The organism is Scytonema hofmannii PCC 7110, from assembly GCF_000346485.2.
Lineage (GTDB): Bacteria > Cyanobacteriota > Cyanobacteriia > Cyanobacteriales > Nostocaceae > Scytonema > Scytonema hofmannii.
Window position 1 is genome coordinate 132,327 of the sequence record NZ_KQ976355.1, and the last position, 23,441, is coordinate 155,767.

Sequence of the window (23,441 nt, forward strand, 5' to 3'; positions counted from 1 at the left end):
AAATTACAAACAAAAGAAAAGCACAAAAATAAGAATAATTAAAGAATGAATATGTTTTCAAAAATCAATTAATAAAGCGTAATAAATTTGACCATAAAATTGGTCATACAAGCAATAAAAACTGAAGGAAGCAAGAATGTTCCTTTATGTGTTGGTAAATTTTGATTGACTATAAAAATTTGGTCAAGTTAAGAAATAAAATAATATTTTTGACAAGATGATGGTAGACAATTCAAAATAAAATGACGTTCTGAAGTTAAATTAATAATTTGACTAATGCCATCTAAATTTAAAAAATGAATACCTTGAAAGCATTGAAATATCCATCTTAATGTCGGATTCATGGTTAACTTACCTAATTGATTCTTGACTCCGATTTTGATTCTCTTTAAACTATTCCTTAGTTGCCTTTGACCAAGATTATAAACTAACAAGCACAAGGACATTAAAAATAACATGGTCTCGATTCGCTCTGGGTTTTCAACGAAGAAGCTATCAGCAAAAAACAAAGGATCTTTTAAAAACCTAAAACCTCTTTCACAAGACTGTTGGTTTTTATAAGCTTGAATAATTTCTGAGGGTTCTAACTTCTCTTCACCAACTAAATTAGTCGCTAAAATAAATCTTCCAGCTTCTTTTCTTTTTATTTCTATTTCTTCTACTTTTTCAGTTATTTTTCCTTCCATTCTATAAACAGTCTGATTCTTTTTTGACTGGCTTTCAAAAACTTTCACTTCTTTAATTTCATTAAATTTCAGCTTTTTGTTTATTCCTTTTAGTTTATATCTGGCTTGCTCTGGAGTTTCAAACTCTTCCTTTTTTATTTCATTGAGTAGTTTCTCAACCTTTTCTTTTTCTTTTTTTAGTTTTTTATCTAGCTTTTTTAAATCACTATCTTTTCTTTTTTGACTTTCTACTATCAGCCAATTTTGTTGAATTCCACCATAATTTACTATTTGTGACTTCCATGTATATCCATCTAAGTTTAAGCCCCCTCTTCTCTCTCTTTCTTTTGCATCTATCTCTTCTATCTCTACAGTTTGAACTAATTCCTGCGCTCTCTTAATTGTCATCGGTACACGACTTATCCATTTTAGATGCTGAATTAATTGGAGATTTTCTTGGCTATATAATGCACTATCACAAACCATAATACTGTCAAAAACTATTTGTTTTCTAAACTCTACTAAGATTTTTCCAAATACTACCTTATCAGCTTCATTTCCATCTCCCGTTCTCATGAATAATGGTATATCCCCATCACCACTCGTTATTAAATCTAAAACACATTGCTTTAAATCTGGTCTATGGTCACGAGAATATCCTTTAGTTATAATTATCGGTCTTTCTCTGGTTATTCCCTCTTCTTTTTCTTTGATTTCTTCACTTTTATATTCTCCATGTAGATGAAATGATGTTGCGTCCAAATGGGAATATTTTAGCTCTATCTTAAATTTTTTAATCACTGACAAAACAATTTCTATGAAGAGATTATTCAATCCATATTTGTATAGTTTATCCATAACTCTACCAATTTTATCATCATTGATATAATCACTTTTTACATTTTCTCCTAATAATATCTCAATTGCTTTATCGTCAAAAAACTGGCTAAATAGATATAAAGGTCTTGAAACGAATCCTAATCCATTGATTAAAATCGCTTTAACTATTATTCCGGCTGCAATTTTTTCACGAGAGTCTATTCCTAATTTCTCATTAATTATTTCGACTATTCCTATTTCATCAATTAATCCGGCAACTATTCCTAAATGATCGATATTTTTAATTTTTGCGTTTTCGATTTGAGACATTTTTCTAACATATTTTTGAGTTTTTTTGATTGTCTCATTTCAACTGAACCAATGTATATATATTTCGGTTTATAAAAAGCTGGAAATCAGTTTTTTCTCTGCACTTTAGTCTCAGTGGCTTCGCCACACAGGTTTATTTCTAAATGTCCGGTTACTGATGATTTTTGCGTATTATTATTTACTTTATATTTACGAACAACCATGTAGTTTTTTGTGCTTCATAATGAAGTGCGGAGTCTGGGTTGTAAATTAACCAATCTTGCAAAATATAATCTGCTAAAACATCTGGTTTCATTTTTAATAAATGGTCACGTGCTCCTCGCTCAAAAATAATGTTGTAGGTGATTAATTTATCTAAACATCGCTTAAGATCTGTGGAATTTTTACATCCAGCCTTTGTTTGAATCCAGTCCATTACCGCAGGATCTTCTCGATTGACGGTATCAAACAATGCTATCCACCGTAAAAGATTCTGGATTTGGTCATGGGGAAGATTCTGTTGCTGTGGAATAATTTCTTCTAAATATTCAGATGCTAACCCCTCTACCTCTTGCGGCATTGTTTCAAGATTGCCTTTGCTCTCCAGTAATTTAATAGCGATCGCCATCCAGATTGGATAGTCATAATGTTGAGCAATCCAGGTAGCAGCTTCTATTTTCCAATTGGCTTTCTGTGTTTGCAGAGAGCCAAATTCCAGGAGTTCTTGACAGAAAGCTACTGCTGCACTTTCTTCTAAAGGTGCTAACGGCAACTCTTCAACTATCTGGCGCTTCCGTATTCCCTGAAGATAGTTCAAAACCTTATCGTTAGGAGAGCGAACAGCAATAGCAACTTTCCAAGTCCTAGCACGACCGCCAGAAATTTGCTCCACTAGAGTCTGTAGCACGGTCGCATCATCAGGTTCATCAATCAAAAGCAACGTAGGACGTTCGGGAATTAAACCCATAAACCATGAACTGGTGTTTGTCATCGTTGCCACATTTGCCCAAAGTACCTGCCATCCCTCTGGCAAAGCCTGAGTTTCCGCGCCTTCCAGAAGAAATCGAGTTTTACCAATGCCCCCTGCTCCATGAATTACAAGAATTTTCTTATTAGCATCATTTATAAAATTTTTGTATTGCCCTAATTCTTTTTCTCGCCCCTGATAACGAGCATTTAGGGCATGAGGATGATGGAATCCTTGCGATTGTTGCACCTGTTCACGTGCTTCAGCAATTCCCAAGAAAACTCGCGTTTCTCCACCAAAATAAGCTTGCTTTAGATCGGGATACTGATGCAGCTGTATTTCAATTTTTGATTTCTCCCAATAAGATGCTTCCAATCCCAAGCAGGCGAATAGCGGCTTAATCTCTTTATTCCATTTCAAATCGTTACTTGAATTAAATGCAACATTACTTACCAATATCCATTTTTTTACTCCCTGCCAAATTTCTTGTGATTTACCAGGTGTTTCTAAATATTTAGCAATTTTCTCAACTTCTTTTTTGGCATCTGCAATAGCTGAAGAGGTAGACTCTTTTTGATGAAACTTCATTTGGTAAATAGTAAGTCCATCTCCTGAACGTGCATCCTGGGCATAATCTTTTCCAGGGCGGACGTAAAGACGAGCTTCATGATCCTTAAGACGGATGAGCGAGCAAATCAAATCTTCAAATGTAGAACCGCTTCTAATTAGTCCCCAGTTAATATCAAACATAGAATTTAGCTTAATAATAAGTATTATACTTTTAGTAGACTGAAAACTTTTAGGATTTTGGGAATAGCGACGCAACGCTTGTGAGAAATCCGGGCTAACCACTGGCGGACTTGAAAGTGATGCAGTTTCTCGTGTTGTGTTGGTTAAATCTCCCATTAAAGTTTTATCACTCGCTGTTTTGGAACAACCGCGAGCGCAAAAGATCCTGTACTTAGCCGCTGATAGTGTCCGGTCTTTACCTTTGGAATTGTTACACCGAACAGCCAACGTCGTTGCTGCTTATCATAATGATGCTGCAGGCAAAGAAACTTACTTGGTAATTCGCAAAGTTTTACCACACACAACCAGGCTCAAACCAAAAACTAAGGATTGGAACGAACAGTTGATTGATTTTATGCTGTAGCAGTTTTGACCGAAGGGAGAGGTTCCCAGCTTTTGGTTATATGAGTGCAAAGCGATCGCCCACTAATGCTAAAATCAAACAATATTTACCTAAAAAATCAGCAGGAGCCATGACAGTTACAATTACCCCAACACAGAGCTTGGGAGAATTTCTTCAGATCCCAGAAACAAAGCCAAGCCTAGAATACATCAACGGCAAGATTGTACAAAAGCCAATGCCGAAAGGAAAACACAGCCGCTTACAGTTAAGGCTTTGCAATTGTATCAACGAGAACACAGAAAACCAGAAAATTGCTTATGCCTTCCCAGAATTGCGTTGTAGCTTTGGCACGCGCTCCATTGTACCTGATATAGCAGTTTTCAAATGGTCAAGAATTCCCTTTGATGCCGATGGGGAAGTTCCCAATGATTTTTTATTGTACCCAGATTGGACAATTGAAATCCTCTCCCCAGAACAAAGTTCAAATCGGGTAACTGGGAATATTCTTTATTGCTTACAACATGGTTGTCAGCTAGGATGGTTAATCGATCCAGCAGATCGGTCTATTTTAGTCTTTCGACGCGGTCAACAACCAGAATTGTTAGTAGGTAGCGATCGCTTGTCAGTATTAGAGAATATCGACCTAGACATAACAGTAGATACGATTTTTGGTTGGCTAAAGATGTCCGGTAATTAAGCAATCATACTTCTTTACCGGTTTAATCGCCTTACTCGATAGTGCAAAAACTAAAATATTGCGTTATGTAGCGTTCGCAAAGCGCAAGCCGAAAGAGTGCTTATCCCCCCCTCAAACCAAATCCTCCAACAACCCAGTGATTTTCCCCTGTGCCTTAGCGCGGTTGTCATCGTAAATCATTAAGGTGTTGAGATTGCTATGACGCGATAACTTTTGTACGCTTCTCACATCTCCCCCAGTAGCATCCAGTGCTGCTGTCACCGACGAGTGTCTGATTTTGTGGGGACTAATGGTTTTAGAAATTCCCGCTTCCTTCGCAATGCCAACCACAATTTTTCGGATGGCATCTCCCGTAAGACGGTGCCCGTAGTTTGGTCGCAACGAGACAAACAACGGTTGCTTCACATCTAGTTCCTTCCTCACCAATAACCAATCTTGAATGGCTTTACAAGTTTTGGGTTGTAAGTCGATGCTTTCTTTCTGAGTTCCCCGACCCTTCCCCAAGATGCTCAAAGTTCTTTGCTCCAAATCTAAATCCTCAATATTACATCGCGACACTTCTTCTCGTCGCAGCGCATTCGCCCATAACAATCTCAGCAAAGCATAATCGCGTTTGCCTTTAAGGGACGTGATGTCTGGTACGGCTAGCATTTTTCTAAAAGCATCGGGAGCAATACCTGTCGTATCTCGGTAGGATTTGACTTTCTCACTTTTAATATCGGTTAAAGTCCAATCGCACTTTCCCACTTCATAAGCATAACTGACCAAGGATTTAATTGCTGCGATCGCACGATTGACCGTTGCTTCTTTCAACTCCTTGTCAATCAGGTCTGCTTTGTACTTCAAAACCAAGGTGGCTGCCGAATGCCTGTCCATCTGCAAGAACTGAGTCACTAACTCGGGAGTTGGCGAGCAGTTGCATAGGGCTTGGAAAAACTTTCGCAATTCCTTACCATACTCTCGCCTGGTGTTCTTGTTGCGTTTGAGTGCCAACCATTCTTCTAGGAGGTTGCGATCGCTGCTGCTAAGGAAGGGGTTATTTGCTGGTTGCATTTAATTATCGAAAATGAAGCTTTTCGATAATTAATTTTAACGCCATGTGTGGGTTCGCTGTGGGTTTGTAGGTTTGCAGATAAATTGAAAAATCTGGCACATAAGATGAAATTTTGGCGCATAAGATGAAATTTTTTTGCACATAAGATGAAAAAGTTGTCGCTGTTGCTAGTGTAGGGAGATGACCCACTTCTCGCGGGACTATGGAGGTGGTAACGCCCTTGGTAAGAGCTAGAACAATTAAGAATACTGGAACCCGGAAAGTCATTGGGAAGTTTCCTTCTTTGAAGATGAACACCGTTGTCTGGTGGGAGTCGCAAATTGAAAGGGACTACATATATCTGCTGGAAATCGACCCAGAGGTGGTGTCATACCAGGAACAACCCTTGACAATTACCTACACAATGGAAGGTAAGGTAAGGAAATATACACCCGATTTTTTGGTCAATCAACTCCAAAAAACGCTGCTTGTGGAGGTTAAACCAGATGAAAAAGCACACTCAAAGAAAAATTTCCACCTATTTCGGCATATCGCTCCTATCGCAAAAACCCACAATATGGAGTTTGTTGTGGTAACGGAGAAGATGATTAGAGTACAACCAAAATTAAATAACATCAAACTCCTCTACAAGTATGCAAGAGTGACGCTATCGCTGTCTAACTATTTGAATGTGAGGGAATATTTTCACGCCAATCAGTCCGTGTTAATGAAAGATGCACAACTGTCGTTGAAAGCAAAAGGAATCACTGTGAATATGTTGTTGCGATTGCTGTGGAGTGGTTGTCTCGTCACAGACATGATGCAACCGATAAACGGGGAAAGTTTGATTCAAATGTTAGCGAATGATTGTAATTGGGAGCGCCTAATAAACCAATGACCAGAATCCAATTTAAAAAAGGTCTGCACTTAGTATGGCATGGTCGCGAGTTAGTGATTGATGAGTGTATGTCTGGTGGAGAAATCCAACTAAAAGACCAGCTGACTAATAGAGTGTCAAAAGTCAAAGCAGTTACCTTAATTCAAGCACTTTTTCAAGGAGAGCTTGAATTTCTGGAATTGAATGCCCCAGAAAAAAATCATCAAAATAATCGATTGGGATACATTAATGTAGATTTTACGCAAATCAGTGCCGAATTAAGAGAGACAGCTAAAAGAAGATATAAGTATGTAGAAAGAGTTTTGTCATGTACACCAAGAAAGCTAACGAATAGTCAATTAGAACCGATTATTTCAGAGGTGTCAAAAGAAATAGAAGATAGTCATCCTCCCTCAAGAGTGACGCTGTATCGTTGGCTAAAAAATTACTTGGCATCAGGGCAAGATATTCGTTCACTCATTCCCAACATGAGCGCCAAAGGCAATCGCGAAGTGAGAGTTCACCCAGAAGTCAGAAAAATTATCAATAATGCTATTGATAGCGTGTATTTGAAAACAGAACAAGCAAGAGTATCTGATGTTTATAATCGAGTCACTATTGAACTTAATCAGTGCAATCGGCTGCGAGAGGCAGTTGGTCAAGAAAAATTGGAGCTACCTAATATTTCTACTATCTATCGCACCATCTACAAATTAGATAGCTATGAGAAAGCATCATGTCGCTATGGAAAAAGAATAGCCTCTCAATTATATGACCCAGTACAGTTAGGTCCACGTCCTACTCGCCCTCTGGAAAGAGTAGAAATAGACCACACAAAATTGCCATTGTTTGTAGTAGATACAGAACATCGACTCCCCATTGGCACTCCTTGGTTAACCTCTATTGTGGATAAGTATTCAGGAGTAACGTTAGGTTATTACGCTTCTTTTGAACCGCCAAGTTATTTATCGGTGATGCAATGCCTGCTACATGCTGTCCGCCCCAAAAATTACCTGCACTCACAGTACCCAAGCATAGAAAATAGTTGGGACACTTACGGGCTACCGGAGGTCATTGTAGTTGATAATGCTCCGGAGTTTTACAGCAGCCACTTTGAAGATGCTTGCCTTCAGTTAGGAATAGTCGTCCAATACTCTCCGCCTAAGATGCCCTGGTATAAGAGTGCTATAGAAAGGTACTTTGGGGCAATAAATACTCAATTGCTGGGTGATAAACCAGGTAAAAACTTTTCTCGCCTTTTGCAAGCGTATGATTATGACCCTCTCAAGAATGCAGTGGTTTCTTTTGAAGCTTTACAAGAAATTTTACAGATTTTCATTGTTGATATTCATAACCAAAGTTCCCATCCAGAACTCAAGGCTCCTCGCTCAAAAGTGTGGTCACAAGCCGTTTTAGAATTTCCGCCTGCTTTACCACCATCAGGTCAAGAACTACGGGTTTTAATCGGTAATAGAACAACCCGTCTTCTGACTAGAAGAGGGATAGAATTTGAAGGTCTTATCTACAACAGTTGGGAACTAGCACAATTACGTTCTTCAATGAAGAAGTCAGAAAAGAGTTTGATTAAGTATGACCCGACTGATATATCTAAAATCTTCGTTTTCAACTCTAATACCAATCAGTTCCTGGAGGTGAAAGCACTGTCACAGGAATATACTTCAGGATTAAGTCTTTGGCAACATAAAGTTATCAAGCAACTTGCACGAATTGAAGCAGAGAAAGTAGACATAGTGGCTTTAGCCCTAGCTAAAGAGAAAATTCAAAAAATTGTTGAGCGGGAATGGAAGACATCGAAAAAAGGGAAAACTCGTACCGATATGGCGAGGTGGAAGGGTATAGGACGTGAGGAATTTCAGAGAAACGACCAAGAATTCTCTCAAGAACAGCAGAGCGATTTTGCTATTAGCCAGAGCGTAAATAATTCCCAAATCATTAATTCTTCTAATTTGAAGCCAGATATAGCGGGTATATCTGACATTGGTAGTGCCTTCAACTATGAGCCATCACCAGAATCTACTGAAAGTGAAGCTGTGTCAAGTCCCCTAGCTGATAACAATAACCTATCTGAAATGAGTCAAAACTTGCGTGGGACTAAACCTAAAAGAAAGCCCAAAAATTCTGTCTCTAAGAAATCAGCAACTGAGGTTAATAAAAAAGTGACTGTTACCGAGCAACAAACAGAAGAATGGCAACCAGATTTATCTGGATGGGATATCAGCATTGGATTACCAAAGTAACGGGAGGTTTTATGCTTACGGATAAAAAGGTTTTTGAAGAAAAGACGTTCTCCGAAAGGCTATACATTGCCAATAACATCTATATCATGTATCCTCGATTTAAAGAAATTTTATCGGCGATAGATGATTGTCATCATTTGTCGGATCTTAAAGATGAGCCAGAATGTTTATTTTTGAAAGGGGAAACTGGAACTGGTAAAACCACGATTCTGAAAAGTTATTGTCAGAACTACCCTCGAAGGGAAACATCTACTGGGAGTGTTGTTCCCGTACTGTCTGTAACAATTCCTTCTCCGGCGACAGTCAAAAGTGTTGTCACTAAGCTTCTTTGGGAGTTGGGAGATCCTGCTTATGATAAAGGAACAACGGGAAATCAAACAATCAGACTGATTGGGTTAATGAAAGATTGTGGGGTTGAACTAGTTTTTTTGGATGAATTTCAACATTTTATCGACCGGGATTCAGCCAAAGTTCTTAAAACTGTATCGGACTGGTTAAAAGCTTTAATCTTGGACACGAAAGTTCCAATGATTTTAATTGGATTGCCAGAAGCAGAAGCGGTTTTTCAATTTAATTGTCAACTCAGCCGGAGATTTGCTAATAGGCATAATCTTCTTCCTTTTTCCTGGTCTGATTCTGGAAAAGAATTTCGCACCTTTCTACATGCAGTAGAGTCGCAACTTCCTTTGAGTGAGGTGTCTGATTTAGCCAGTGAAGAAATGGCTATACGTTTCTACTATGCCTCTGACGGTATCATTGCTTATGTCATGAAGCTGATTCGTTATGGAATACATTTAGCACTTAAGAATAGTCAAGAAAAACTGGACTTAAATGTATTAGCTCTAGCCTATGAAAAGTCTGTTAAGGCTGATAAGCCACAGAAGAAAAATCCTTTCTTAACTGATGAATTTCTTTTAGATTTCAAGTCCAAGGAATTCTCTCAAGATTCGGGAGAGTTTCTCGGGGCTACTAACCAAAGAATCAAGCCGCGTCAAAAAGCTCAAACAGCATCTGATGTTTTACACAGATAAAGTTCAAAAGTTATGTCAAATACTCAAAAGCTTCTACGGAGACCTCGCCCCTATCCAGATGAAAGTTTAGCGGGTTATATCATCCGGCTTACTGAAAATAACTATTATCATCATCCTAAGTTAATTTTTCAAATATCAGGTTTGAAGACCAGAGGAGTATATGCAAATGTATTCATTCCCGAACAAGATAATTTATCTTTACTTAGTCTCTTATGCGAAACCGAAGAAAATGTTTTATGGTCAATGACATTTCCTTCAGTCAAATATGGTCAGATAAAAACTGAGAATACTATTAGGGTTTTTGGAAATGTAGTTTCCATTACTAGTTTAAGCAAATCTCATGTTAAGTTATGTCCCCTGTGTTTACAATCCGAACCTTATTATCGATTAATTTGGGATTTATTGGTTGTTACGGTCTGTCCATTCCATCAATGTTTGCTAATTGATAAATGTCCCTACTGCTACCAAGATATTAAGTGGTCTATACCTTCAGTTGTTCAATGCACGTGTGGATTTGATTGGCGTGAATATTCCCCAAAACCTCTTCAGAGCGAGCAAGTTGCCCTATCACTTCATATATATAAACTTTGTCAAATACCTGGTTGTGATTCAATCGATAATAGTAAGTACTTACCGACTGAGCATCCAGTTGCTAATTTAACTTTTCCCTCGTTCCTAGAAATTTTATCTTCTCTGCAAAGATTTTCTCAAATTTATTATATCAAGCAACGTTTTGCTCCTCAAGAAGATTTAGCTCAGCGGCTAGATACTCACTATTATCTCAATAGGGCTTTTTCTTTACTAAATAATTGGGATTCAAAATTTAATATCTTAATGTCGGGCTATGAATCTTATCTAGAGTCTCGATATGGTGAAGCTTATCTATTTAAGCGGAAGATTAAAGATATTATACTTTTCTTTCAACTTCTGTTCAATTGTTTTCATCATACAGACTGTAGTTTTCTGCGAGTTGTTATCGAAGATTCTTTTTGGAAACTTCTCTCAAGTTTGTCTATTAAAACTGTCCGGGTATCTGTCCGTCAACCCTCTCAGTTTAATTCATTCTCTGTGTCTCTAAACAAAATCCAGTTTTTTTTAAAAGAGTTAGCAAATTTTTTGAATTTAGAAAAATTGACTTTAGCTATACTTTTTTCTCTAAGCGAGATTGATGTATATGAGGACACTATTTTCTTTCAAATGATTTATTTCCCTGAAGTTTGCGATCTGACTATGATTTCGGCTGGCGTTACTTAGTTCAATCTTGTAAAATTTGGAACAAGATTGCTGGAAAAGTATTTGGAATCGGTGGAAAATTTCATGTTATCTGCAAATTTGGTAGGAAAATTTCACTTTACATGCCAAAAAATTTCACTTTATGTGCAAGAAAATCCGCTAGAACTACCAGAATTTCGTTCTCAAAATTTCATCTTATGTGCAAACCTATAGGTTCGCAGATAAGATGAAATTCTAAGAACGAATTTATAGGGGTTTCAGGCGATGAGTTTCGCGCATAAAGTGAAATTGCCCGTGGAGTAAGGGTTTCAGGCGAAGAGCCAATTCGCACATAAAGTGAAATTGTGTATCTAAGCACAGAAGTTAACTGCATTTTGTGTGAAATTGAGAACATTAACATTTGGGGATACTGAATATCCCATAGGAAAACAGCTTGACTACCTTGGCACGAAAAATCACCAATACAGGGACGAAGAAAAACATTGGTAGATTCTTCAGTTTCAAGATGCGCGAACTGATTTGGTACGAATCCCTGAATGAAAGAGATTATATGTATCTTCTGGAAATCGATCCAGATGTCCTCTCCTACAGCACTCAACCCTTCAAAATTTCTTATATTTTAGATGACAAAGTACGGCGGTATACTCCGGATTTTTTAGTGCAACGGAATTCTAAACAACAAATTGTGGAAATTAAGCCCGCTTGCTTTGCTGATGATGAAAAAAATGTCAGACGATTTCCAGTAATAGCTTCTACTTTGAAGTCTTTGGGGTGGGAATTTATCATCATTACTGATGAAATGATGAGTCGAGGCTCTCTCTTAAATAATGTTAAGCTTCTCTATCGGTACGCCAAAATCCCCATAACACTTCAAAACCTGATTATTTGTCATCACTATTTTCAAAATCAATCACCAATTCCTTTATCTACGGTTCTGAAAGATTTACAACCTCAAGGAATTGATAAACCCATTTTATTAAAGTTAATTTTTTTAGGATTTTTAGCAACAGATTTAATGAATCAGCTAAAGAGCGATAGTCAAATTTACTTATCTTCAAAAAACTACCCTATAGGGAGTTGGGAAAATGACTAGAGACAGATTTGAAGTAGGAATTTATTTATGCCTGCATAACTGTGAGTACATTATCCAAGATAGAAAGGGCAATAAATTTAAACTGCTTGAAGAATCCACTGGAAAAATTAACTGGTTTAGTGAAAAAGAATTAGTTCAATACTTCTTTGCAGGTCAGTTAAATTTTCCGAATAAGAAAACGTTACCATTCAAAAGTGTTAATCACTATCACACAGCAGATTTTTCAGAAATCCCGGAAGCTATCAAAGCTGAGGCTCAACGAAAATGTAACTATGTTCTTACAGTTTTAGACCAGAAAGTAGAAACATATACTGACTCTTTCCTAACTCCGATTATTCAACAAGTTGCCCAAAACATTTCTGATAAAAATCCCCCTTCACCTATTACACTTTATCGTTGGCTAAAAGATTACCTGCACAGTGGTGGTGATATTCGCTCATTAATTCCCAGACATCAAGGGAAAGGGAACTTTAACCCCAAAATAGCTCCAGAAGTACATCAACTTATCAAAGAAGTTGTTACTGAAGTATATCTAACTCCTGAACGTCCGAGTATTGCGAGTATCTATGATGTCATTATTTGTCGCGTTCTCGCTGAAAATAATTTGAGAAAATCTCAGAGACAAGCCGCTCTAAAGATTCCCCATCGCGCCACAATTTATCGTCAAATTCAGCAGTTAGACACCATTGAGAAAGCAGTTGGTCGTTATGGAAAGAGAACTGCGAGCTTAATGTACGACCCCGTTAAAGAAGGACCACGTCCCTCGCGCCCTTTAGAAAGAGTGGAAATTGACCATACGCTTCTCCCTTTCTTTGTTGTTGATACAGACACAAGAATGCCTATTGGTACACCGTCTTTAACTAGTGCTGTTGATAAATATTCAGGGCTTATTGTAGGCTACTACCTCAGCTTTGAGCCGTTCAGTTCGCTTTCAGTCATGCAGTGTCTACTGCATACCATTCATCCAAAAGACTATGTACGTGACAAATTTCCTTCAGTTAAAAAGGATTGGAACGTCTATGGACTCATGGAAATTCTCGTCGTCGATAATGGGAAAGAATTTTATAGCCAACACTTTCAAGATGCTTGTCAACAATTAGGAATAAGTATCCAATATACACCTCCTTATATGCCTTGGTACAAAAGTAGTGTAGAAAGGACGTTTAGTAGTTATAATACCCAACTATTACAGGGGCAACCAGGGACATTATTTCAAGAATTTACAACCCAGTATGATTATGACCCCAAAAAGAATGCTGTAGTTTCTCTCGAAGCGCTACAAGAGATGATTCACATCTTTATTGTGGACATTCATAATCAAAGTTCCCATGCTCAACTTTGTACACCAAGAGCTGAAGTCTGGTCACAAGGAATAGCTGAACATCCTCCCACTTTACCACCAACTCTTCAAGACTTAAGAGTGTTAGTCGGAGCGGTAGAAAAGCGGGTTATTTCTAGAAGAGGTGTGGAGCTTTATGGTCTTTATTACAACAGTTCTGAATTAGCTCGACTGCGCTCAAATTACGAAGGAGAAGACATGAGGAGGAGAGGTGGCTTACGACCAAGAGAAAAAGCCACGATTAAGTATGACCCTACAGATTTGTCAAAACTCTATGTTCTTGACCCAACTAACCATCAATTTATCGTTGTACCAGCAATGAATCAGGAGTACACTCAAGGTTTAACTCTTTGGCAACACAAAGTTATTAAAAACTTAGCAGCTATTGAGGCAAAAAGAGTTGATATTGTGGCTTTGGCTTTAGCTAAACAGAAAATCCAAGAAATTGTAGAACGTGAATGGCAAAAATCCTCTAAAGGGAAAACTCGTAAATCGATGGCTAGGTGGTTAGGAATTGGACGTGATGACTTAAAAGTAGACGAATTGACATCTGACCATGAAGACTTAAGTAATCCATCCCAAGCTTCTAGTATAACGACTGATAAAGAGTTAGCAAGCTTATTCAATCAAAGGAGTGAAATTACAGGAATTTCTGACTTAGGTTATGCGGATAATCCCTTACTCAGCTTATTGGAGAATCAACACCTAGAACCTAATGAACAGCAAAAAGAATTGCCCAGTCATTTGGAGAATACAAAAATCAAAAAACCTAAAACTCAGAAAATTAAAACATCAGTTACCTCTCAAGAAGTTTCCGATATTTCTTCTTTTGAGAAGTCCGTTATTCAACCTGATGAGTGGAAGCCAGACCTGACTGGTTGGGAGGTAAGCCTTGGTTTACCTAAATAAGTAAATTTTCGACGAAACAACTAGCCAAGCTCTCTTCAAAATGACTTTAGCCGAAAAGTTTCAAATTATTAATAACATTTATGTTCTCTACCCTCGGCTTCAGGAAATCCTTGCTGCTATAGAGTATTGCCATCATTTCTCGTCCGGCAAGGCTGAACCAGAATGTATGTTTCTTAGTGGCCATACAGGAGTCGGAAAAACTACAATCTACAAAGCTTATGCTAATAAATATCCAAGGCTTGTTACAAGAGATGGCACACTTGTTCCTATTTTAGCTGTGACTATTCCTTCCCCAGCAACCGTTAAGACAGTAGTTACTAAATTATTGTGGCAACTTGGTGATCCTGCGTATGATAAAGGTACAATTGGTAATCAAACGATTCGTTTAATTGGTTTGCTTAAAGATTGTCAAGTTGAATTAATTATCTTAGATGAGTTTCAGCACTTTATCGACCGGGATTCAGAGCGAGTTCTTAAAACAGTTTCTGATTGGTTGAAGACTTTGATTTTAGATACCAACTTACCAATTATTTTAATTGGTTTGCCTGAAGCTGAAGAAGTTCTTAAACTTAAATCTCATTCTCAACTCAGTCGTCGCTTTGCTAATCGACATTATCTCTCTTCTTTTTTATGGCAAGCAGATGGTGGTGCTGAGTTTCGCACTTTTTTATATTTATTAGAGTCACAGCTACCTCTAGCTCAAGCTTCAAATTTATCCGAGGTGTATACAGCCAGAAGGCTTTACTACGCTTCAGATGGAGTCATTGCTTATATCATGAAGCTAGTTCGGTATGCCACTTATTTAGCTCTTAACCAAAATCAAGAAAAACTTGACTTAAATATTTTAGCAACGGCTTTTGAGAAATCCATTCGGGCTGATAAACCTGAGAAAAGCAATCCTTTTATCACTGATAAATTTGCGATTGAGACAGTTCATGCTCCGACTGTAGACTTAGAAGTAGGCGCAACTAATAAACGGCTTAAGTCTAAATCTAAATCCTTAAAAGCTTCTCAAATATTAAGAAATTCTTAAAGGGGGAAAGATGCCAGAGCAATTGCTTCTACGAACTCCACCTCCTTATGAAGATGAAAGTCTAGCTGGTTATCTAATTCGGCTAAATGAAAGTAATTATTATGATTCACCTAATTGGATTTTGCAGCTAGCTGGCTTACGTATCAATCGAGGAATTCATCTTGTCAACAATCGAATAGGAGACTTCCCAACTTACTCAGCTCATTCAATTAACCTCGGAGCAGCTAAGACTCATGGCTTCTCTCCCTTATCAATTAGATTCTTTTGTTGATTCTCAGCAATATATCATTTATAAATATGCTCTTAAACTATGTCCTTATTGTTTAACCGAATCTGCTTATTGTCGTAAGATTTGGGATTGGGATTTAGTCAAAGCTTGTTACCTACATCAATGTGTACTGATAAACAAATGCCCTGGTTGTCAAAAAAATATTCGGTGGTCAAGACCCGCTGTCACAAGGTGTCGATGTGGTTTTGATTTTCGTTCACACTACCCACAAACAGCTACCTCTGACCAAATTAATCTGTCCGCATACTTATCCTCATTGGAGAAAAATCTTGCTAATGTACCTTGGAGAAGGCATTAAAGGCATTAACATTATGTGCCAGATACCTCGAGTGTTACTTTTGGTTGATACGTCGTGAGTAAATTTCATATTATGTGCGAATTGACTGTCAGGCTAAAACCCTTACTCCATGGTCAATTTCACTTTATGCGCGAATTAGGGTGGCTGAAACCCCTATAAATTCGTTCTTAGAATTTCATCTTATCTGCGAACCCACACATTGAGTGGTTAATAACGTGTGACCTCAAAATGCTTCCAATTAAAGAATTAGATTGGTTTCATATACAGTATATAGTTAATTTAATAAAGAAGGGTTTAGCTACTTCATCCCGTCTGGTAGATGAGAAAGGTTTACGTCAGAAATTGTTGTCCTTCTATGGGAGCGAGTTTCTTGAAGTCCTTGGTATCGACATAAGCTATGATAACCGTTTCCTATTTGATATTCTCCAGTTGCAAATACAGGTTTTTGACCTGGTGATGCATCTATTGATGATTAGATTCCTCACTAATTCACTTAGGGACTTCCAAATAAAAAAATATACAACTTTTTCTTGTGGAACGGGCGTCCCGCCCGTCACTAGTCTAAAACGGGCGAGGACGCCCGTTCCACAAAATGGATAATTTATTTCTTGGAAAGCCCTTACTAAATTTTTTGCTGGTAAATTACAGTATAAACCTTTTGGTAATGGTCCTTGGCTTTGTCTAAATCCTGCTTGCGAATACTATCTTAAATCAGTAGTCGTTAAATTGGCGATGCATTCACAAAGCGATAGAGACCCGCCATATTCTTACATAGAGAATCCTAGAGGGACTTTTGAGTGTAACTGCGGGTTTAAATATACTAAAAGTGGTGCAGGCACAACTGAAGTTGATGAGTTTCGATTTGAAACAATTGTGGCATTTGGTCAATTATGGGAACAAAAGTATTTGGAATGCTCAGATGCTGACAGACAGAATTTTCAGTCAATTGCGTACAATCTAAGTATCAATTATGGCAATATTTCTCGGAATATGTTGCGTAAGCTGGAAGCTTTGTGGAAGGCTTTGAATAACCATGTCCGAACAGACTGCGATTAATAAAACCTCATATTATTGAACTTTTTTATTCAGTTTTTTGCAATCTGCACTAAATATATTGATAAACTGAACCCAACATCAGCCAATTATTGTTCAACTTTATTTTTCTAGCATCTGCTATGGATAACGGAAAATTAAGGGTTTTAGCTCCTGAAATTGTTGAACTTTATTATGCCATTACAGAACCCACAAGGGATAAAAAAGTTCAACAATCAATAAAAAAGTTCTACAATTTCATTCGTAGTGCTTTAAGCGATCCGATGTTTGTACAATGCGTATACGTGCTTGTTACTACAAAGAGCGCAAGTCCATGTTCGGGTGCGATACGGCTGTACTCCCGTAGGCAGTTGGCTATGCGTGTTGTGGGCTGGAATGGGCAAGAAAAAATGGGATCGTGCCTTAATACAGATTTTCAGAGGGAACGGGGAGGAACGACTTGTTATGAGGTCTTGAATGTAGAAGCGATCGGTGGGTGAAACGCCTCACAGTACTGTTAAGTCCACTGGCCTGCGGTCTTTCTAGAGAAAAAGGTGAGTCGTCCCCTAGAACTTTTTCCAAACAGGTCGGTTCAGTTGCATGGTACTTTTTCTCTAGAAAACCGACTGACTCATCCCTTAGAACTTTCAAGCAGGCTCTGATTTCTGCTACGGGTGCATGCCTCTCAATCATGCGTTGCACCATGCGAACCTTTTGATACAGCTTGATTAGCCTCAATTTCTTTTGAGTTGGAGATCGATACGGTTTTATGGTATTGACCCAAAAACTAGGGGTGATCCAAACACCTATTGCTCGATTCCTTTTCCCAGTTGCTGCACAAACGCTTGATGCTCTGGCGAACTTATCCCATCCTGTAACACAGACAAGACCCGTTGCATTTCGAGCGCCACTAACGCTGGTACATTGAGCCACAATCGGTGGAAACACTTTACTTTGAATTATACCTGCTGCATCCGATGTCAACGAAACGTATTCACCATTAGCAGCTAGCTCCCCTTCAACGATGTTCGTGAGACTAATATTTAATTTTAAATCGCAACAGATGGTTCTTTAGGGGTGGAGTAGCTCACACGTATATTTATTTACTGGTTACAGCTTACCTTCATCCCCTCTAGTTATGTGTTGTACCATCAGGCATAGTAGCCCCACTGAGATTAGCTCCAGTTAAGTCTACTTCATTCAAGATTGTCCCGCACAATTTCGTATAGCTTAAGTTGGCTCCACTTAGATTTGCTCCTGACAAATCTGCTCCAGACAGATTAGCTCGATACAAATCTGCTTCACAGAGAGTAGCTTTTCTCAGGTCACTCTTGCACAGATCTGCATACCTAAGGTTAGCTTTAGTTAAATTTACCTCTGGCAGAAATGCCCAGCAAAGGTCGGTACATAAAAAGTCGGCTTCACTCAAATTGACTCTACTGAGTTTTGCCCCAGATAGTATGGCTCCACTGAAATCAATACCAATAAGGTTAGCACTACTCAGGTTGACCTCAGCCAGGTCAACCCTGGTAAAATTCCGCTCTCCTGTCGCATATCGCTGTAGCAGTTCAATAGCTTCCACTTTATCCACCTCTCAATAACTTTCGTGATGAATGCTTGGTTTAGATCGGCTATAGCTAAAGCTCTTATACCGGAAATAATATGAAGCTTAAATGGAATTTAAGCTTAGTATGGTTAGCATAAAATAATATTTAAATAAATCTTAATGACTTTCACGAATACCCTCACTTAGAGAAGTAGGCTTGGTTCACACAAGCAGGAGCTACACAACTGTCACAGGCGCTCTTGCACTTGCCTTTGTCTGAAAATTCCTGATAACTCCAGATCGATTACCGATGAATAGCGATCGCTCTCGACTCAAGGCTCCCCTACAGAAGCTATAAGACCTTCGTTGGTAAATTTTCTACAGCTTTGAGCAATATAGTTACTCCTATGGGAGTAGGTTCGGTGATTGATGCCGTTATCGGAGGTATGCTTGTTGGAATCATTCCCAATTCTGCGTTAAAGATTGTACATTCCGAGTTTTTCGTAAAACCCACAAATACCAAAAGACAATGCTCATGTTCCGCTTCAAGCACTAGAACTTGTTTCACAAGCTTAATTATTGGCTTGAAAAAACTTGTTATAACTGGTTATGACAATAGTATAATTCAAAAAAAACTAATTTGTTAATTATGTTTAAACTGAAAAAAAGGCTGTAAGTTATGTAATTTTAGTAATAAATTAAGTTAAAAATAATACAAATATTTTTCTCTCAGATTATGATAATGTTCTGAAAAGTAAAGTTTTATAAGGCTTGCAAGCATTTGAGCATTTGTGTAGAGTACAAATTTTCATTGAGTTCTGAAATTTTTTAATTTTTATTAACCTTAATGAATTCTTAAATAAATAAATCAGTTTTTTTTGAAATAATGAACTAAATCCAGTATATTTGTAACCAAATATAAGGAGCTAGCGCTTCCACTGGTGTTAGGTGTCAGTTGTTCTCAAACCAACTAAATTTAACAAAACTGAGTATCACGGAGCAAATTTTATGGTGTTCAGAGGGATGAAATTGGGGCTTAACCGCTTCACGTTGGCAATCTCACTTACACTGGCAGCAACTACTTTTGGTGTGTCCATGCCCTCAGTGTTGTCTCAAGGTGCAGCAGGTACAGTTTCTATTGATGGTTCGAGTACCGTCTACCCAATTACTGAAGCTGTAGCAGAAGATTTCCAAAAACAGAGACAAGGTGCAGTTAAAGTGACAGTTGGTATTTCTGGTACTGGAGGTGGCTTTAAAAAGTTTTGTAGCGGGCAAACAGACATCTCTAATGCTTCAAGACCCATACTTGCAAAAGAGATGGATGCCTGCAAGAAGGCTGGTATTCAATATATTGAATTGCCAATTGCTTATGACGCTCTGACTGTTGTTGTCAATCCCAGAAATGATTGGGTTAAGAGCTTGACTGTGGCTGAGTTAAAGAAAATTTGGGAACCTGTTGCACAAGGTAAAATTAACAACTGGAATCAAGTGCGTCAAGGCTTTCCTAATGCTCCCTTGAAGCTTTATGGTGCAGGACCTGATTCTGGAACTTTTGACTATTTCACTGAAGCCGTAAATGGCAAATCCAAAGCTAGTCGTACTGATTACACTCCTAGTGAAGATGACAATGTATTGGTGCAAGGCGTAAGCCGTGACAGAAATGCTCTTGGTTATTTTGGCTATGCTTATTATGCTGCTAACCAAAATAGATTAAAAGCAGTACCAATTGATGGTGGTAAAGGTCCAGTATCACCATCATTACAAACTGTAGAGAATGGGAGTTACCAACCGCTATCTCGACCTATTTTTATATACGTCAACGCGAAGTCAGCACAACGTAAAGAAGTGCAAGATTTTGTTAATTTTTACATCAGCAATGGTGCTAAATACGCAAAGGCTGTACGATACATCCCTCTACCTGCAAAGGCTTACCAAATTTCATCAGGTCATTTTCAAAAGCGTAGAGTCGGTACTGTTTTTGGTGGAGAGGAAGCAGTAGGGTTGCGGATTGAACAACTATTACAGCGTGAAGCTAAACAGTAAAGCAGCGAACACTGTAAATTGTCGTAAATGATTGTTACTAGTTTGTAGTTATGCTGTCTTCACCGAGGCACAACTACAAACTCAATACACAACTGTGGTTTATATTTTATGGATCGTCTATCCACACCACTCCAACAAAAACAAGCTTCGCTATCTCCTAGGGTTATTAGGGATTTAAGGGAACGAGTTATTGAGTTCTTGCTTTTTCTTGCTGCCTTTTCCTCAGTGGCAACGACTATCTCAATTGTTGTTTTATTAGTGTACGAATCTGTAGAATTCTTTAAACAAGTACCTCTTGTAAAATTTCTAACAGACACGCAATGGTCGCCTTTGTTTGCTGATGCCCACTATGGAGTTCTGCCGCTTGTTTCAGGAACACTAGTCACAACGACTGTTGCTTTATTGGTAGCAGTACCTTTGGGTACAATAACAGCAATGTACTTAAGTGAATTTGCTCAATTGCAAGTTCGAGAGGTTGCTAAGCCTTTCTTGGAACTCCTTGCAGGGATTCCTACCGTAGTTTATGGTTACTTTGCTTTGTTATTTGTTACGCCATTGTTGCAAAATTTTTTGCCCGATTTGCCCGGTTTTAATATGTTGAGTGCTGGATTAGTCATGGGTATCATGATTCTTCCTCTTGTTAGCTCGATTAGTGAAGATGCGATGCGAGCAGTTCCCGTGTATTTGCGAGAAGGTTCTTATGCTATGGGAGCGACACGCTTGCAAACAGCTGTGTCAGTTGTTTTTCCTTCCGCGATTTCTGGAATCATGGCGGCTTATATACTAGGAATTTCTCGTGCAGTTGGCGAAACGATGATTGTGGCAGTTGCAGCAGGACTGCGACCAAATCTAACTTGGAACCCAATGGATGAAGCAGCCACAATTACTGCATATATCGTACAAGTGAGTTTAGGAGACTTACCACACGGTAGCCTTGAGTATCAAACAATTTTTGCAGTTGGATTGACGTTGATGCTGATTACACTTGTATTCAACATTATTGGCTATTTTCTCAGCAAGCGCTATCGTGAAATTTATTAGCTATGTCTTCTAAGAGTCTACAAGAAATTCATGCAAATGTTAGTCGTCGCAAAATCGCAGACTCTGTATTTGCTATTTTTGGTGTATTGACAATTTTAGTAGCAGTTATTACTTTGCTAACTCTGGTAATCCGTTTGGCGATTGATGGCTCATCACGCTTGGATTGGCAGTTCTTTACATCTTTTCCCGGTCGCAATCCAGAAGAAGCAGGTATCCTTTCTGCTTGGGTTGGCACCAGCCTTGTCATGCTAGTCACTCTTTTCGCTGCAATACCTCTCGGAATTGCATCGGGTGTTTATCTGGAAGAGTATGCCCAAAAAAACTGGTTGTCTGCGATTATTGAGATTAATGTTACTAATCTTGCTGGTGTACCTTCCATCGTTTATGGTCTGTTAGCACTTGGTTTGTTTGCAGATCGATTAAAATTAGGTGAGAGTGTTTTGACAGCAGGTTTAACTCTGGCATTATTAGTATTGCCCGTTGTGATTGTCACAACTCGCGAGGCAATTCGAGCAATTCCCAATAGCATTCGTGAAGCTGCATATGCGTTAGGTACAACCAAATGGCAAATGATTTGGGATCACACTCTCCCCTATTCAATGGGAGGTATTCTCACAGGTGTTATTGTCGGCTTGTCCAGAGCAATTGGCGAGACTGCACCTTTGATTACCATTGGTGCGCTTACTTTTATCGCCTTTTTGCCCGATTCTCCTATTAAAAATCAGTTTCCTTTCATCTCCTTTGAATGGTTGAAAGCTCCTTTTACTGTCATGCCAATTCAGATGTTTAACTGGGTCTCGCGTCCCGAACCAGAATTTCAGTTGAATGCGGCGGCGGCTGGTGTTGTTCTCATCACCATGACTCTGGTTATGAATGGAATTGCAATTTATTTGCGCTATCGTTTTCGTAAGGGGATCAAATGGTAGAAGTCACTCAAGACAATGGGAAGTTCAACACTCAACCCAAGGCAATTGTTAATCACCTAAATTTTTACTATGGTTCATCGAAGGTCTTGAAAGATGTCAACATGGTAGTGGCTAAGAATATGGTCACAGCTTTAATTGGTCCATCGGGATGTGGCAAAACAACTTTGTTACGGTGTTTCAATCGTTTGCACGACTTGTATCCCGGTAATCGCTATGAAGGTGAAATTTTACTGGATTCTGATACGACTAATGTTCTCAGTCGTAAAATCGATCCTATCGAGTTGCGGATGCGGATTGGTATGGTCTTTCAAAGACCTAATCCTTTTCCCAAATCAATTTATGAAAATGTTGCCTATGGTTTGCGAGTGCGAGGTGAAAATCGGCGTAGTGCTTTGGATCAAAAGGTAGAGCAAGCATTGCGGAATGCTGCTTTGTGGAATGAGGTCAAGGATCGCTTGAAAGACTCGGCTTCTAACCTTTCTGGAGGTCAACAGCAGCGGTTGTGTATTGCTCGTGCTTTAGCAACTAGTCCTGAGTTGATTCTTTTTGATGAGCCAACCTCTGCTCTCGATCCCAATGCTACAGCTAGCATTGAAGAATTAATGGAGCAGTTAAAGAAACAGGTAACAATTCTTATAGTCACCCACAGTATGCAACAAGCTGCTCGCCTCTCTGACTACACGGCTTTCATGTACTTGGGTGAATTGGTAGAATATGGGATCACAACGGAAGTATTTAGCAATCCACAACAAAAACGGACTGCTGACTATGTTTATGGACATATTGGGTAGTCTAAAACAGTAGGGCAATTCTAACAAGATGGGAGCGAGCCTTTATGTTTATTGCCAAAGAGTTTTTTAGAAGAAAGCTT

General features: G+C 38.6%; 20 protein-coding genes and 1 pseudogene. 16 read left to right on the forward strand and 5 right to left on the reverse strand.

Going from position 1 to position 23,441, the window contains the following annotated elements:
* Positions 1-188: 188 nt before the first annotated feature.
* Positions 189-1,814 (reverse strand): IS1634 family transposase, encoded by a 1,626-nt coding sequence (locus WA1_RS49485; protein ID WP_017740961.1) that lies wholly within the window; start codon positions 1,812-1,814, stop codon positions 189-191.
* 178 nt (positions 1,815-1,992) lie between these two features.
* Positions 1,993-3,666 (reverse strand): ATP-binding protein, encoded by a 1,674-nt coding sequence (locus WA1_RS59120; RefSeq protein ID WP_201789254.1) that lies wholly within the window; start codon positions 3,664-3,666, stop codon positions 1,993-1,995.
* Between WA1_RS59120 and WA1_RS49495 the strand changes: the two genes are divergently transcribed.
* Complete coding sequence (locus tag WA1_RS49495) at positions 3,647-3,913, forward strand: toprim domain-containing protein (RefSeq protein WP_017740963.1); 267 nt, start codon at positions 3,647-3,649, stop codon at positions 3,911-3,913. The genes WA1_RS59120 and WA1_RS49495 overlap by 20 nt on opposite strands.
* A gap of 109 nt (positions 3,914-4,022) precedes the next feature.
* On the forward strand, positions 4,023-4,589 hold the full coding sequence (locus tag WA1_RS49500) for a Uma2 family endonuclease (protein WP_026134404.1): 567 nt from the start codon (positions 4,023-4,025) through the stop codon (positions 4,587-4,589).
* Positions 4,590-4,700: 111 nt separating this feature from the next.
* Here WA1_RS49500 and WA1_RS49505 read toward each other — a convergent pair whose 3' ends face one another.
* The gene (locus WA1_RS49505; RefSeq protein ID WP_017740965.1) at positions 4,701-5,642 is read right to left on the reverse strand and encodes a tyrosine-type recombinase/integrase; all 942 of its coding nucleotides are present in this window, start codon (positions 5,640-5,642) and stop codon (positions 4,701-4,703) included.
* 290 nt (positions 5,643-5,932) lie between these two features.
* Here WA1_RS49505 and WA1_RS49510 point away from each other — a divergent pair, with 290 nt between their 5' ends.
* The 10 genes and pseudogenes from WA1_RS49510 to WA1_RS49560 all read left to right on the forward strand — a co-directional run bounded on the left by WA1_RS49510 (position 5,933) and on the right by WA1_RS49560 (position 17,514).
* Positions 5,933-6,520, forward strand: a complete 588-nt coding sequence (locus WA1_RS49510; RefSeq protein ID WP_272819483.1) for a TnsA endonuclease N-terminal domain-containing protein — start codon at positions 5,933-5,935, stop codon at positions 6,518-6,520.
* Complete coding sequence (locus tag WA1_RS49515) at positions 6,517-8,757, forward strand: Mu transposase C-terminal domain-containing protein (RefSeq protein ID WP_017740967.1); 2,241 nt, start codon at positions 6,517-6,519, stop codon at positions 8,755-8,757. The genes WA1_RS49510 and WA1_RS49515 overlap by 4 nt, the downstream gene beginning before the upstream one ends.
* Positions 8,727-9,788, forward strand: a complete 1,062-nt coding sequence (locus WA1_RS49520) for a TniB family NTP-binding protein (RefSeq protein WP_017740968.1) — start codon at positions 8,727-8,729, stop codon at positions 9,786-9,788. Before WA1_RS49515 ends, WA1_RS49520 begins: the two co-directional genes overlap by 31 nt.
* Before the next feature lie 12 nt (positions 9,789-9,800).
* Complete coding sequence (locus tag WA1_RS49525) at positions 9,801-11,042, forward strand: TniQ family protein (RefSeq protein WP_017740969.1); 1,242 nt, start codon at positions 9,801-9,803, stop codon at positions 11,040-11,042.
* Positions 11,043-11,454: 412 nt separating this feature from the next.
* Positions 11,455-12,114: a TnsA endonuclease N-terminal domain-containing protein gene (locus tag WA1_RS49530; RefSeq protein WP_026134406.1), complete on the forward strand. Its 660-nt coding sequence runs from the start codon at positions 11,455-11,457 to the stop codon at positions 12,112-12,114.
* The gene (locus WA1_RS49535; RefSeq protein ID WP_017740972.1) at positions 12,107-14,362 is read left to right on the forward strand and encodes a Mu transposase C-terminal domain-containing protein; all 2,256 of its coding nucleotides are present in this window, start codon (positions 12,107-12,109) and stop codon (positions 14,360-14,362) included. The genes WA1_RS49530 and WA1_RS49535 overlap by 8 nt, the downstream gene beginning before the upstream one ends.
* Before the next feature lie 40 nt (positions 14,363-14,402).
* On the forward strand, positions 14,403-15,395 hold the full coding sequence (locus WA1_RS49540) for a TniB family NTP-binding protein (RefSeq protein WP_017740973.1): 993 nt from the start codon (positions 14,403-14,405) through the stop codon (positions 15,393-15,395).
* A 10-nt stretch (positions 15,396-15,405) separates the two neighbouring features.
* Positions 15,406-15,666, forward strand: a complete 261-nt coding sequence (locus tag WA1_RS49545; RefSeq protein ID WP_017740974.1) for a TniQ family protein — start codon at positions 15,406-15,408, stop codon at positions 15,664-15,666.
* A gap of 526 nt (positions 15,667-16,192) precedes the next feature.
* Positions 16,193-17,038, forward strand: a pseudogene (locus WA1_RS61155) (TnsD family Tn7-like transposition protein).
* A 119-nt stretch (positions 17,039-17,157) separates the two neighbouring features.
* Positions 17,158-17,514, forward strand: a complete 357-nt coding sequence (locus WA1_RS49560; RefSeq protein ID WP_017740977.1) for a hypothetical protein — start codon at positions 17,158-17,160, stop codon at positions 17,512-17,514.
* A 632-nt stretch (positions 17,515-18,146) separates the two neighbouring features.
* On the opposite strand, the gene WA1_RS49565 is transcribed toward WA1_RS49560, so the two are convergent.
* Together WA1_RS49565 and WA1_RS57915 are read right to left on the reverse strand one after the other, a co-directional pair.
* Entirely contained in the window at positions 18,147-18,596 is a 450-nt protein-coding gene (locus tag WA1_RS49565; protein ID WP_033334664.1) for a pentapeptide repeat-containing protein, read from the reverse strand.
* A 316-nt stretch (positions 18,597-18,912) separates the two neighbouring features.
* Positions 18,913-19,128 carry a hypothetical protein gene (locus tag WA1_RS57915; RefSeq protein WP_017740979.1) on the reverse strand — a complete coding sequence of 72 codons (216 nt, stop codon included), beginning with the start codon at positions 19,126-19,128 and terminating at the stop codon, positions 18,913-18,915.
* Positions 19,129-19,568: 440 nt separating this feature from the next.
* Here WA1_RS57915 and WA1_RS49575 point away from each other — a divergent pair, with 440 nt between their 5' ends.
* The 4 genes from WA1_RS49575 to pstB all read left to right on the forward strand — a co-directional run bounded on the left by WA1_RS49575 (position 19,569) and on the right by pstB (position 23,361).
* The gene (locus tag WA1_RS49575; RefSeq protein WP_051077006.1) at positions 19,569-20,603 is read left to right on the forward strand and encodes a PstS family phosphate ABC transporter substrate-binding protein; all 1,035 of its coding nucleotides are present in this window, start codon (positions 19,569-19,571) and stop codon (positions 20,601-20,603) included.
* Positions 20,604-20,711: 108 nt separating this feature from the next.
* The gene (gene pstC, locus WA1_RS49580; protein ID WP_017740981.1) at positions 20,712-21,644 is read left to right on the forward strand and encodes a phosphate ABC transporter permease subunit PstC; all 933 of its coding nucleotides are present in this window, start codon (positions 20,712-20,714) and stop codon (positions 21,642-21,644) included.
* Positions 21,645-21,646: 2 nt separating this feature from the next.
* Positions 21,647-22,570, forward strand: a complete 924-nt coding sequence (gene pstA / locus WA1_RS49585) for a phosphate ABC transporter permease PstA (protein WP_017740982.1) — start codon at positions 21,647-21,649, stop codon at positions 22,568-22,570.
* Positions 22,564-23,361: a phosphate ABC transporter ATP-binding protein PstB gene (pstB, locus tag WA1_RS49590; RefSeq protein WP_017740983.1), complete on the forward strand. Its 798-nt coding sequence runs from the start codon at positions 22,564-22,566 to the stop codon at positions 23,359-23,361. The genes pstA and pstB overlap by 7 nt, the downstream gene beginning before the upstream one ends.
* Positions 23,362-23,441 lie beyond the last annotated feature (80 nt).

Excerpts from the sequence above, each read along its gene's own strand:
- WA1_RS49485 (WP_017740961.1), bottom strand. The coding sequence starts at position 1,814 with ATGTCTCAAATCGAAAACGCAAAAATTAAAAATATCGATCATTTAGGA.
- WA1_RS59120 (WP_201789254.1), bottom strand. The coding sequence starts at position 3,666 with ATGGGAGATTTAACCAACACAACACGAGAAACTGCATCACTTTCAAGT.
- WA1_RS49500 (WP_026134404.1), top strand. The coding sequence starts at position 4,023 with ATGACAGTTACAATTACCCCAACACAGAGCTTGGGAGAATTTCTTCAG.
- WA1_RS49505 (WP_017740965.1), bottom strand. The coding sequence starts at position 5,642 with ATGCAACCAGCAAATAACCCCTTCCTTAGCAGCAGCGATCGCAACCTC.
- WA1_RS49510 (WP_272819483.1), top strand. The coding sequence starts at position 5,933 with ATGAACACCGTTGTCTGGTGGGAGTCGCAAATTGAAAGGGACTACATA.
- WA1_RS49515 (WP_017740967.1), top strand. The coding sequence starts at position 6,517 with ATGACCAGAATCCAATTTAAAAAAGGTCTGCACTTAGTATGGCATGGT.
- WA1_RS49520 (WP_017740968.1), top strand. The coding sequence starts at position 8,727 with ATGGGATATCAGCATTGGATTACCAAAGTAACGGGAGGTTTTATGCTT.
- WA1_RS49525 (WP_017740969.1), top strand. The coding sequence starts at position 9,801 with ATGTCAAATACTCAAAAGCTTCTACGGAGACCTCGCCCCTATCCAGAT.
- WA1_RS49535 (WP_017740972.1), top strand. The coding sequence starts at position 12,107 with ATGACTAGAGACAGATTTGAAGTAGGAATTTATTTATGCCTGCATAAC.
- WA1_RS49540 (WP_017740973.1), top strand. The coding sequence starts at position 14,403 with ATGACTTTAGCCGAAAAGTTTCAAATTATTAATAACATTTATGTTCTC.
- WA1_RS49545 (WP_017740974.1), top strand. The coding sequence starts at position 15,406 with ATGCCAGAGCAATTGCTTCTACGAACTCCACCTCCTTATGAAGATGAA.
- WA1_RS49560 (WP_017740977.1), top strand. The coding sequence starts at position 17,158 with ATGGATAACGGAAAATTAAGGGTTTTAGCTCCTGAAATTGTTGAACTT.
- WA1_RS49575 (WP_051077006.1), top strand. The coding sequence starts at position 19,569 with ATGGTGTTCAGAGGGATGAAATTGGGGCTTAACCGCTTCACGTTGGCA.
- pstC (WP_017740981.1), top strand. The coding sequence starts at position 20,712 with ATGGATCGTCTATCCACACCACTCCAACAAAAACAAGCTTCGCTATCT.
- pstA (WP_017740982.1), top strand. The coding sequence starts at position 21,647 with ATGTCTTCTAAGAGTCTACAAGAAATTCATGCAAATGTTAGTCGTCGC.
- pstB (WP_017740983.1), top strand. The coding sequence starts at position 22,564 with ATGGTAGAAGTCACTCAAGACAATGGGAAGTTCAACACTCAACCCAAG.